The sequence below is a fragment of the Mobilitalea sibirica genome (assembly GCF_015999265.1).
GTDB classification, from domain to species: domain Bacteria; phylum Bacillota; class Clostridia; order Lachnospirales; family Lachnospiraceae; genus Mobilitalea; species Mobilitalea sibirica.
This window is the reverse complement of record NZ_JAEAGR010000011.1, coordinates 125,244-138,014: the sequence shown is the minus strand read 5'-3', so window position 1 is coordinate 138,014 and position 12,771 is coordinate 125,244. Positions and strand designations below refer to the sequence as shown.

General features: G+C 35.7%; 8 protein-coding genes. 2 read left to right on the top strand and 6 right to left on the bottom strand.

The window, feature by feature from the left end:
• Positions 1 to 328 precede the first annotated feature (328 nt).
• A complete protein-coding gene (locus tag I5677_RS11395; RefSeq protein WP_197661711.1) occupies positions 329 to 1,726 on the top strand; it encodes an MATE family efflux transporter in 1,398 nt (465 codons plus the stop codon).
• Between the two features lie 64 nt (positions 1,727 to 1,790).
• On the opposite strand, the gene I5677_RS11390 is transcribed toward I5677_RS11395, so the two are convergent.
• The 6 genes from I5677_RS11390 to I5677_RS11365 all read right to left on the bottom strand — a co-directional run bounded on the left by I5677_RS11390 (position 1,791) and on the right by I5677_RS11365 (position 10,885).
• The gene (locus I5677_RS11390) at positions 1,791 to 2,558 is read right to left on the bottom strand and encodes a hypothetical protein (RefSeq protein ID WP_197661710.1); all 768 of its coding nucleotides are present in this window, start codon (positions 2,556 to 2,558) and stop codon (positions 1,791 to 1,793) included.
• Positions 2,524 to 4,032: a serpin family protein gene (locus I5677_RS11385; protein ID WP_197661709.1), complete on the bottom strand. Its 1,509-nt coding sequence runs from the start codon at positions 4,030 to 4,032 to the stop codon at positions 2,524 to 2,526. The genes I5677_RS11390 and I5677_RS11385 overlap by 35 nt, the downstream gene beginning before the upstream one ends.
• A gap of 299 nt (positions 4,033 to 4,331) precedes the next feature.
• Positions 4,332 to 6,617: a hydratase gene (locus I5677_RS11380; protein WP_197661708.1), complete on the bottom strand. Its 2,286-nt coding sequence runs from the start codon at positions 6,615 to 6,617 to the stop codon at positions 4,332 to 4,334.
• Between the two features lie 108 nt (positions 6,618 to 6,725).
• Positions 6,726 to 7,256 carry a hypothetical protein gene (locus tag I5677_RS11375; RefSeq protein WP_197661707.1) on the bottom strand — a complete coding sequence of 177 codons (531 nt, stop codon included), beginning with the start codon at positions 7,254 to 7,256 and terminating at the stop codon, positions 6,726 to 6,728.
• Positions 7,257 to 7,570: 314 nt separating this feature from the next.
• Positions 7,571 to 9,667, bottom strand: a complete 2,097-nt coding sequence (locus tag I5677_RS11370) for a methyl-accepting chemotaxis protein (protein ID WP_197661706.1) — start codon at positions 9,665 to 9,667, stop codon at positions 7,571 to 7,573.
• Between the two features lie 195 nt (positions 9,668 to 9,862).
• Positions 9,863 to 10,885 carry a sugar kinase gene (locus tag I5677_RS11365; protein ID WP_197661705.1) on the bottom strand — a complete coding sequence of 341 codons (1,023 nt, stop codon included), beginning with the start codon at positions 10,883 to 10,885 and terminating at the stop codon, positions 9,863 to 9,865.
• A 261-nt stretch (positions 10,886 to 11,146) separates the two neighbouring features.
• On the opposite strand from I5677_RS11365, the gene uxaC reads away from it, so the two are divergent.
• On the top strand, positions 11,147 to 12,556 hold the full coding sequence (gene uxaC / locus I5677_RS11360; RefSeq protein WP_197661704.1) for a glucuronate isomerase: 1,410 nt from the start codon (positions 11,147 to 11,149) through the stop codon (positions 12,554 to 12,556).
• Positions 12,557 to 12,771 lie beyond the last annotated feature (215 nt).

Below are 12,771 nucleotides of genomic sequence, written 5' to 3'. Positions count from 1 at the left end.
TGTTCAATACAATAATAATTGGTCTACCAAAAAGCTCAGGGGTTTTGCTATGGCTTATGATGATCTTCAGGAGATGTTTAACCTGAAGTACTCATAAATCTATTTACACAAAAATGTTGACACTATCTATCTCATTATTGCAACCAGAGATAAAAATTAATTAATATTATTTCAATGATTATTATACATTTACAATCGAAAAAGTTTATTTCTATAATATGCTATTGAAATATATTACAAATGTAATATAATATAAACCATTGTGTAAAACAACATTTAAGAGTATATATGACTAATTATAACACTAATTTTGATACAGGAGTACATAATGACAATAAAAATTAAAACTAATAGACTTATAAACAGAAAAATGAATCATGATCCCAATAAACCAGCTTCGATGGTAAAACTGGTATGGCCGATATTTATAGAATTAATTCTTACAATGTTGGTAGGAAATGTAGACCAGTATATGGTAACCAGATATTCAGAGAATGCTGTTGGTGCCATTGGGAATGCAAATCAGATTATTAATCTTTTGTTAATTATGTTTGCTATTGTTAGTATGTCAACAACAATCCTGGTAGCCCAATACATCGGTTCAAATAACAAACATAAAATATCAATAATATATACCTTATCTGTATTTGTTAATCTTATCTTCAGCGCAGTTATTGTACTTATCATCCTATTATTCTCTAATCAGATATTTGATTTTATGAACATACCGGGCGAAATCCGAAAGGATTCCTTAGTATATATCAAAACAGTCGGCGGCTTTATCTTCCTTCAGGGCATAATAGCAACCTTCTCTGCGATATTTAGATCTAATCGAATGATGAAGGATACGATGAAAATTACCGTGGCACTGAATATTGTGAATGTACTTGGTAATGCATTATTCATTCATGGGTTTGGGCCTATACCGGCGATGGGAGTTTTTGGTGCCGCTATGGCAACCAATTTAAGCCGACTTGTCGGAGTAATCTTGTTCTTATATATGTTTGCTAAAAAATTCGAGACCCGAATTTCCTTTCGTTCCTTAAAGCCCTTTCCTAAGGTGGAGCTTCATAAACTTCTTGGAATTGGACTCCCCTCCGGCGGTGAATCTCTTAGCTATTCCATGGCTATGACATCGATACTTAAAATTGCCAATACCTTGAGTAGAGCCGTTGGTCCCTATGTTGTAAATACAATGGTACTTACCAAAACCTTAGCATGGTTTTCTTTCCTATATGCTAATGCTGTCGGTCAGGCCTCACAAGTTGTTATCGGTAATTATATGGGCGCCGGTGAAGTGGATAAGGTTGACAGACGGGTAATGAGAACCTTAAGAAATAGTGTACTGGTTGCTATTGTTATATCCACAACCATGTTTATCTTCAGTGATACCTTATATGGCTTGTTTTCTACTGATCCCAAAGTGTTAGAACTGGGTAAATCAATACTTCTGGTTGAGATATTTCTTCAGATAGGTAAAAACTCAAATATTACACTGGTTCGTTCTCTGCAGGCTACCGGTGATATTAAATTCCCCATGATGGTAGGAATCGTATCCATGTGGGCGGTTGCCGTGGGCTTCGGGTTTTTCCTGGGAGTTGTCTGTAACCTTGGACTTGTGGGTGTATGGATCGGTATGGCATTGGATGAGGACATCCGTGCGGTCATCTTCTTAATCCGCTGGAAAAAAGGTAAGTGGAAGAACATCAGGCTGGCGAATGACTAAATATAACTTTGTTTATATAAGAAATATTCAAATAGGAGACTGTTTCAAAAGTTTAAATTATCGCCTAATCTCCTATCCAGAAATAAAGGAGTCCTCTCTCACCGTTCGGAAATTCTACCAGATAAAAATTTAAAGTCCGATCATAAGGAATATGAATATCTAACAGCTTAAGTGTGGTTGGCTCAAAATTCTTAATTGCTTCCCATTCCCATCGAAGTTCTAGAGGATCATTTAAATTATCTTTGGGAATAAAGTAAGCTTCGCCACCATTAAATTCATAGCTCTTACCTATATACTCTGAAAGATCATGATTCTTTTTCACAAATCTATTATCCATAATTTCATACCAAGCAGAATAAAATACCGGTTGAACATCAGATAGGTGAAAGCCTGATATCAGGTGTCCCTGTCCGTCCATTAAGGAATAAGCATCAATTTCTCCCAGTTCATACAAGCTTGTTCCGTTATAACGATAAAAAACATAATGAGGATCACCACTGGGTCCTTCATCCAAATAAGCCAGTTCTATAAAACCATCCTTTTCATCAAGATCAAGAATTCCGACTTCTCCGTTATAGGTGTAATCCATATAAATATCTAACTTTATACCGTTCACTTTTATATAAGGTGATTTATTACGCTTGTTTAAAGTCCCGTTTAGAAAAAATTCTATTTTGTCCGGTTGATTATCCATATTAAGATCATATTCACTATTAATTCTATAAAAAACAGGATTTTCTTGTGTACCACTGATTTCATATTGCAAATCTACATCAATGAAAAAATTTTTTAATCCTTTAAAGATCCTCAAGCTTAAAATTCGCTTCATCATACTCAACCAGGTTTTCACTCGTAGGCTCAATAGTTTCATCCACTTCATTATTATCTTCTATACCTGTTTCATCATTACTATCATTTTTATCATAGTTATTATTTTTATCATTGTTATCACTATTAATATCAGAGGGACTTCCAATACTAACCTTTGGCGTAGTTTTATCCGGTTTTTCTTCATTTTCAGAAGTCTTTCCATCGATACTGACAGGTTCTGTGTTAGAGGGATTATTACATATCCCGATAAAAAGTAAGACTCCGTTATTTTTTATTCCATAGATAAACGGGCGGTTTAGTATCATCTGAGCTGTACCATTCGGCATCGAGGCTCCTGCATAATCCAGCTCAGTAAAGGCAGCCGCCTCTACACCATTTTCATCAATTGAAAGATGAGTCTGTTGCGTTATACTGCTGATATAAGCAAGACCATCGGTAATATTCGAGAAATCTGCATCCTTTTGAAATACGGTTTGAACTCCCAAGTCTTTTAGCATATCCGGTAACTCTAACCGGCTGTCTAAGGAGAACTTAGGTATTTGATAAATCACTTTACCATGATGGCTATTCTCTTCTTCAAACAAATCAGAAAGTTGATAACGACTTAATAATTCTTCTATATCAATGCCCTCATCCGGTAATATAAACACCATGTTCCCTTTGTTTTTAAGGTTAAGATAAGACCGGGTAAAGCCATCCCCATCTAAAAAGGAATGGGAGGCAAAGGTCCTGTTCATAAAATCACAGGTAACCTTTGAGGAAGCATCCGGGTAAAATTGATCGGGAGCTGTTTTTTTCTTATCAAACCGATCCACCCATTCATCATAATAATAAATGGTATTTATGATTGACATTATCTGTTCCGGATTTATCTTGATATCCGGAGAAATTAATCCATTGGTATTCTCTGTTATCCATTTAGTCATTAAGTCTTTGGAAAGCGGATCTGAAAGATTCAAATTAAATAAACTGGAATAGAAATTATCTACCGCATTGTCAATATATGCTTCCTTAAAACGTACCTCATTATGAAGCCATAGAGAATTAGCTATTTTTAATTTTGATATTTCATTATCTTTATATAACAGTCGGTATAAATTACCACACTGTTTCGATAACTCCGAAGATTGTGTTCCAAGCAACTGTAATAATTCATCCTTTGTCTTACCCTCAGCACCGGTTCCTGCAAGAGCCAGGGCATAATAAAGGCTTAAGGGTGAATAATTAACGTTTCCTTTTGACTGACTTAAAATCTGATACGCAGTGCGATAAGAAAAATCCTTAAGAGACAATAAAAAAGCGTCATCTACCGGATTATCATTTCTGATTTTTTTATTTTCATCAAAGTCATCAAAAGATACACTCTTTGGATAATTTGGACTTCCTATGGCACTAATTGTCTTTTCTTCTTTGTTGCAGGAAGTGGTTGACGCAAGCATTACCATTATAATTAAAACAGTCATCATTCTTTTCATGGTTTTATCAACCTTTCATTCTTTACTTAATTAAATAAATGATATCACTAAATATCTGAACAACTAATAACTTTAATTGTACTAAAATCCGTCAATCTATTATGAAAATAAAATGTTATATTAGATTATACAATATTTACCTTATGGTAACAACTCATATTATGAAAAATTATCCTTGTTAATCCTATTTAACATATAGGATAACACTATTTCTTTACATAAAAAGCATATTGCATCCTAACTAAATCAGTTGGGTGTGCAATATGCTCTTATCATTAGAATATAATATAAAATTTATATTATCCTCTATAGTAATTAATTAAGCAGCCCTTAAGAATAATCTCTCTCTCATCATCAGTCAGTTCACCAAGCCTTAAGGTGAATTCTTTCATTCCTTTATTCACTACATAAGCTTTGATTTCGGACACTTTATCTGCTACGGCTTTTTTAATGTCCTTCACAAAGATATAATCTCCGTTAGCAAAGGGAAGTTCACCATCGTAAAGGAATGGTAGCATACCCCAGTTAATCAGATTGGAACGATAACGCTTCGTTGCATATTCCTTAGCAATATTAGCGAAACCACCCAGAACCTTCTGACAGCTAGCAGCTTGTTCCCTGGCGGAACCATCACCGGGTTTTACTGCATAGATGGTACTGCCGATCTGAGTTACTTTCTCATCAATCTTAAATTTCGTTGCTATCTGATCATATACTTCTTTTAACTCACCGTTAGCAGCAATAATATCTTCTCCTGCTATTCTTGCTTTTTCTGCTTTCTGTACCTCTTTGGCACGGCCCACATAGGCAGGATCCTTTCTGGATAGTGTAAATTCCGCCAATCCTAAAGGATTGGATCTGTAAGAAGAGGTTTCACCGGATGGGATTAGCTCATCGGTGGTCGTAACCGGATCATGAATTTCGGAAACCACCTTAAGAATTAGATCTTCCGATAAGGCAGTCATCGCCGGCCAGTCAACGATACCGGGACCGAATTTGATTTCAACGGATGGATCTGCTTTTCCTACTCCGTTATAAACACGGTTATCATATATTTTACTATCGAAGAAGTATTTCGGTTTTGTAAAGTTAACATCCACATCCTCTGCGGAGGTTAAATAACCCTTATTAGCCGCTGTTGCAGCAATGGATCTGGCATCCATTAAGGCTACAGAGGCAATCTGGCCATTGGTAATCTTAGAACCTTCTCTGTTCGGGAAGTTTCTGGTGGTATGGCGGATACTAAAGCCATTATTGGCCGGAACATCCCCAGCACCAAAGCAAGGACCGCAGAAAGCAGTTCGAATAGTTGCACCGGTTTCCATTAATTTGGCGATAGAACCGTTCTTCACCAGTTCCATAAATACCGGTTGGCTGGCAGGATATACACTTAGGGAGAATTCATCTGCACCGATGTATTTGCCATTTAAGATATCAGCAGCATCGCAGATATTTTCAAAACCGCCGCCGGCACACCCAGCAATTGTTCCCTGATCCACATACAACCTACCGTTTCTTACTTTATCTTTCAGAGAGTATTTCACCTTATTATTATCCAGACTAACCAGAGCCTTTTTCTCTACTTCATCCAGAATATCATACAGATTTGCATTTAAATCATCAATGCTATATACATTACTCGGGTGGAACGGCATTGCAATCATTGGTTTAATTTGTGATAAATCCACATATACCATGCCATCATAATAAGCAACTGCCTTAGGTTTTAACTCCTTATAATCCTTAGGTCTGTTATGAATTTCATAGAAATCTTTAACCTGTGTGTCTGTCTCCCAGATAGATGATAAACAGGTGGTTTCTGTAGTCATAACATCAATACCGATTCTAAAATCAACACTTAGATTTTTGATACCGTCTCCAACAAATTCCATTACCTTATTATTCACATATCCATTGGCGAATACCGCTCCAATGATAGCTAATGCCACGTCCTGAGGACCAACACCCTTTCTTGGTGTTCCGGTCAGATATACAGCAACCACCTCAGGCATATTGATGTCATAGGTTCTGCTAAGCAACTGTTTTACAATTTCAGGACCGCCTTCTCCCATAGCCATGGTACCCAAAGCTCCGTAACGGGTATGGCTGTCGGAGCCAAGTATCATACTACCGCCGGCAGCCAGCATTTCGCGGGCATACTGATGGATTACTGCCTGATGAGGTGGAACATACACACCTCCATATTTTTTCGCACAGGAAAGACCAAACATGTGATCATCTTCATTGATGGTACCTCCAACGGCACATAAGCTGTTGTGACAATTGGTAAGTACATAGGGAACCGGGAATTTTTCAAGCCCGCTGGCTCTAGCTGTCTGAACAATTCCGACAAAGGTAATATCATGGGAAGTCAATTTATCAAACTTGATTTTTAATTTATCTTTACTACTTGACGTATTATGGTTATGTAATATTTCATATGCCATGGTTCCTTCCTTGGCATCCTCTTTGCTAATATTTTGGGTTCCTGTTTTTGATTTTAGTTCACTTAAAACATTAACATGATCTTCAATTATTTCGGCGCCATTCAATAGATAAACACCTTTGTCATATAACTTTATCATCTCTTACCTCCATTTATAATTTATAAAGAATTTGCACCTTGTAATGATAGGGTAATATCCATTATGGATGAACCCTTATGATTACCAAAGTGCAAATCATTTTACTTTTTATTCTTCTACTATACCCTCTTCTAAATTTATCTTATGAACTTCATTACATTGAATTAATAGAGATGGTAACAGACCATTTTTTGCCTTAACTTTTAGTTTTATTGAGTCATCATCATCCTGCGTAAAGTCAATATTTATTTTTCCATCAAAAGTATCATTGAAATAACCCGCATCTACGAATAGTTCATCCTGATTCTCAAATTTAAAACGTATTTCTAGATTAGCTTCCATACCTAAAAGTTTATACTCTTCTGCTAACTTTTCTGAGAAATCATCCCCGGAATTCAGTTCTAGATTAATGATTTCATCACTAATAGGTCCTTCCACACCAACAAAATAAGCTTTTACATATTCTAAATTAAGATTGGTATCATTTTTCACAACAATTTTACCACTTGCACTTTCGATTATAATTAAAATCACGATAACTAATAATGCAATTCCTCCTAAGGAATACCATAAAGCTTTTGTTTTCATAGCCATAGGTTCTTTATGTTTAATTGCATTTGATTTTTTGATTTTTTTCATGTCGTATATCCTCCATTTTATAAATAGCTTTTATCAGACATTTTATATAATAATAGTTTCAAAGAAAATAATCAAGTCCAATTTCTATAATATCTATAGAAGTCCATCTTCTACGATGTTCTAATTAAGTACTTGATTACATTTGAATACAAGATAAACTAACAATCCGTTTAAATTTCTCATGAATAAGACATAAGACACAATACTCTTCATCTTTGTAACATCCCATAAGATTTTAGATAAGAGTATCATGCCTTATTAAAATTAATTCGGGTAATACGAAAATATTACTTAGAAATAGATAATAATTTCGATTAATCTATTGTGAATAGCCGGATTGATGCCTCTAAATCAGATGCATCTTTATCAAGGGCTTTCGCAGCTTCGTTTAATCTTGTTACAGCTTCAAGCTGTTGTTGAGCGGTTGCATCTACTTCTTCGGAAGATGCTGATGTTTCCTCTGCTACAGCGGAGATGCTTTCAATAGCTCGCAAGGTATCCGTCTTTGATTTGTTAATATCATTAATACCTTCTGCTATCATATCCAGCTGAGAAATTAGATCATCCACATGGACATTAATATTTTCGAATAATTTTGTAACATTCGTCAACCTGTCTTCTGTTTTTTTCGATATGGTTTCTGCCTTCATTACAGTTTTTACAGTACTTTGTGTCTTAGCAGTGATTTTATTAATTATCTTTTCAATTTCGGCAGCAGAATTCACAGATTTTAAGGATAACTTGCGAATTTCATCTGCTACAACTGAAAAACCTCTTCCAGCTTCACCTGCTCTGGCAGCTTCAATGGAAGCATTGAGAGATAATAGGTTCGTTTGCTCTGCAATATCATTGATTACAGCAATAATATCTGTAATTGCTTTCGATTCTTTTTGAAGTTCTTCTATATTCTTTATAGTTTCATTGGTTATCTGTATATTTGCATTTGCCGCATGATTTAGGCGATCAATTTCACTAATACCGTCTTTTACAACTGTTTTGGTGTTTGTTGCAATTTTTGCAATGGCATTACCATTTTCATGAACGCCGTTAATTTGATAAGCTAGTTCATCTGTAAGTGTTAGACATTGTTCCGTATCTTCGGCCTGTTGCGTAATTCCCTGTTGAATTTCCGAGATTGCTGCCGAGATATCTTTGGAAGCTACAAGTAATAATTCAGAACTCTGGGTAACATTCTTTGTTGATCCAATGACAGTTTGGCTTACAGAAGAAGCTTTCATAATCAGATTTTTCATATTACTGATCATATCATTAATGCTGTTTGACAAGACACCAAACTCATCCTTTCTTCCTGTCTTTAAAGAAACGGTAAGATCACCCTTGGAGGCAGCATTCATGGTTTTCATTATCTTATGAATGATTCTACCAATACCGGAAGCAACATAAATGCCGGTTAAAACTGCTACAACTGATGCAACTAGTACCAGTAATATTGTTAAATTTTTAATCATATCCGCTTGTTGTGTCAAAAAGGAAGAAGGAATTAGTGCACCTACCATTGCACCGGTGGAACCTACTTTCGAATATATAAATAAATGTTCTTTTCCGCTAAAATCATAATAACCATGACCACTTTCTTCTTCCGCCAAAAACGCTTCTTTGTAATAAGATTTATCAAAAAAAATAGGCTGCTCACTATCACCCTCTAGAGTAATTTCTCTACCGTCCGGTGAGATGAATGCGAAAAAACTGTTCTCGGGAAGCTCCAACGTTTTCATCGCATCTGTAATAACATTCATGGATATGTCGGTTATAATGTAACCAATCGGTTTTGATGAATTATTTAAAAATTGTCTTGAAAGACTTATGGCATATTTACTATTATCTAATTCAAGTTTCTCATCAACATATTTATGATAACCGGTCCACAGATTGATTCTTGACTTATTATCAATCAACCCCGCTTCCTCTGTTGATTTAAAATCCTCATAAGGATTTATTGTAATGTCAAATGATCCGAAAGTGTTAATGGCTTGTCCGTAATTAGTGAAAATATTTATGTTTTCTATATATTTGTCAGAAGTTGCCATCGTAGTAACGTTACTTCGGATGGATCTGTATATATTACTTTCTTCCAATATATCATCTGAATATTTACCAGTATAATATTGTTTGATAAGACTATCATTGGCTAATTGAAGAGCTTTATCCTCTGCGTTTTGTAGAATTATTCCATAGTATTCACCGGTTTTCTTAATAGAAGTTATGGTTGCTTCTGTATAATTTGTTACAATAGCATTCTTTGAGCTGGTGTAGGCAGAAATACCTAAAATAATGATAAATATTACAGGTATCAGAAAAAATAACGTAAGTTTCACACGGATACTGGTAAATAGTTTTAATATTACTTTTTTCCTTATTCCTACATTTGATTTTTTTGTCGTATGCCCCATAATTATTCTCCTTTGTTAAAAAAAGATTAGTCTTTATTAAATTAACAATATAAAACCAAATATATATAATAGATATGTGGATATATTGTTAATATAATTAAAATTCTACCACATAAAATAGGAATAATCCATCCCTAATAGTAGATTATCCCTAATATTTTATATATTTTAATTAAACAACGAATAATTAATTGATTATCTTTGTACTCTACCGGAAGCATCTCCGCCTACTAATGTATTAACATCCGCTCTTGATACCAGATTGAAATCTCCGGGTATGGTGTGCTTCAAGGCAGAAGCAGCCACAGCAAATTCCAGTGAATCCTTCATATTTTTCCCATCTAAGAGACCACAGATTAAACCACTGGCAAAGGCATCTCCTCCACCTACACGATCAACGATACGGATATTATACTTTCTGGAGTGATAGAATTCTTTTCCGTCATAGATGCAGGCTGACCATCCGTTATCGGAAGCAGAATAACTTTCTCTTAAAGAGCTTACGACATATTTAAAGTTAAACTTCTTAACCATCTGTTCAAAGATATCTTGATAGCCTGAAAGCTCTAAATCACCGCTGGTAACATCAGTTTTACCCGGTTTAAAGCCCAGCACTTTCTCAGCATCTTCTTCATTACCGATACATACATCCACATATTGCATCAGATTCGTCATTACTCTCTGTGCTTTTTCAGAGGACCATAATTTTTTACGGAAATTCAAATCAACGGATACAGTTATATTCTTTTGTTTTGCAGCCTTAAGCGCTTCTTCGGTAAGTACAGCTGCTTTATCACTGATGGCAGGAGTAATTCCTGTGAAATGGAACCAGTCAGCGCCGTCAAAGATAGCATCAAAGTCAAAGTCTGAAGGATCAGCCTCAGCAATCGCTGCATGTGCACGGTCATAAACAACACTAGAAGCTCTCATAGAAGCACCGGTTTCTAAAAAGTAAATACCAAGTCTCTCGCCGCCTCTAGCCACAAAATCACAATTCACATTATATTTACGTAATGCCGCAACAGCACTGTCACCAATCGGGTTTTTCGGCACTTTTGTTACAAAATAAGTATTATGTCCGTAATTAGCTAGTGATACTGCAACATTTGCCTCTCCTCCGCCATAATTTACATCAAAGCTGTCTGACTGAATTATTTTCTGAAAACCGGGAGTGGAAAGACGAAGCATAATTTCTCCCATCGTAATAACTTTAGCCATTCTATTCTCTCCTTTATTGTTAAAATCTTGAATTCTATTTCTCTAACAGTATAGGACGGTTCCTACCTCTCGTCAAGTATGAAACAGGACAAGAAACAAATAATTTATTATAGAATGAAGCAGTAAATTTCATATAAAATTCAACTGATTTCTACATCATCATACCGCAAATATTCAGCGATATCATATCGTACAGTGGCTTGACTTCTTATCCTCCCCGCTTTATAATTAATCAAAATTTTATTTAACGGAGGTATTCCTATGACATCATTTATGGACAAGGATTTTTTACTGTCCACAGAAACAGCCAAACAACTATATCATAGTTATGCGAAACAGATGCCGATTATTGATTATCATTGCCATATCATACCGAAAGAAATTGCTGAAGATATCCGATTTGAGAATATTACACAGCTCTGGCTCGGAGCTGATCATTATAAATGGCGTCTGATGCGCGCAAACGGAGTTGAGGAACGCTATATAACGGGAGAGGCGACAGATCGGGAGAAATTTCAGAAATGGGCCCAGACACTGGAACGTGCCATAGGAAATCCCTTATACCATTGGAGCCATCTGGAGCTACAAAGATATTTTGGATATCAGAATTCGCTTAACAGTGAGACTGCTGAGGAAGTATGGAATCTTTGTAATGAGAAATTAAAAAGTCCGGACATGAGCGCAAAGAAACTTATTATTAATTCGAATGTAAAGGTTTTATGTACCACCGATGACCCGATTGATACTTTAGAATATCACAAAGCCATTGCAGAAGATGAGACCTTTCCGGCTACGGTTCTCCCGGCCTTTCGTCCGGATGAAGCAATGAACATTGAAAAAGCCGGATTTTTAACCTACCTAGATAAGTTATCCGCGATCAGCAAGGTGGAAATTACGGATTTTAAATCCTTATGTGCTGCGATAAAAAACAGAATTGAATACTTTGATTCTATGGGATGTAAGATATCGGATCATGGTATGGAATTTGTTATGTACTCTCCTGCTACTGAGGATGAGATAGAGATAATAATGAAGAAACGATTACAGGGTCAGCTTCCAACCCGACAAGAGGAATTACAATTTAAGACAGCCTTTCTGCTTTATGTCGGTAAAGAATATCATAGACTAAATTGGGTTATGCAGTTACATTATGGTGTGAAAAGAGATAACAATACCCGTTATTATAAAAAAATCGGAATAAATACCGGTTTTGATTGCATTGATGACAGCAATACCTCCTCAGCAAGTCTGGCTGATTTTTTAAATGCCCTAGATGTTACGGATCAGTTGCCTAAAACCATCCTTTACTCTTTAAATCCTACAGACAATGCAGCAATCGATACGGTAATGGGATGTTTTGAAGATTCTTCTGCTATCGGAAAAATACAACATGGTTCTGCCTGGTGGTTTAATGATCATAAGGCGGGAATGACTGACCATATGATAACTTTAGCCAGTCTCAGCCTACTAAGTAACTTTGTGGGTATGTTAACGGATTCCAGAAGTTTTCTATCCTACACCCGTCATGAGTATTTCAGACGAATTCTATGCGATCTTATTGGTAAATGGGTGGAAAACGGTGAATATCCAAAAGATATGAAAATTCTTGGAAAGATAGTTCAGGATATATCTTATCACAATAGCATGCGTTATTTTGAATTCCAAGAGTAAACTTTTAGCATTAAGCTGTCGCACTAATGATGTATTAATGAGAAAGCGGGGTATGGGTTCCCACACACACTCGTTGGAGTACAACTTTCATAAATTGTCTGCCTGGTTTTACGTACATGAATGTACGTAACAGTCAAACAATTTATAAAAGTTGTTCACCAAATAGTGTATTAAAGGGGACCCATACCCCGCTTTCTCATATAACACAATTTATG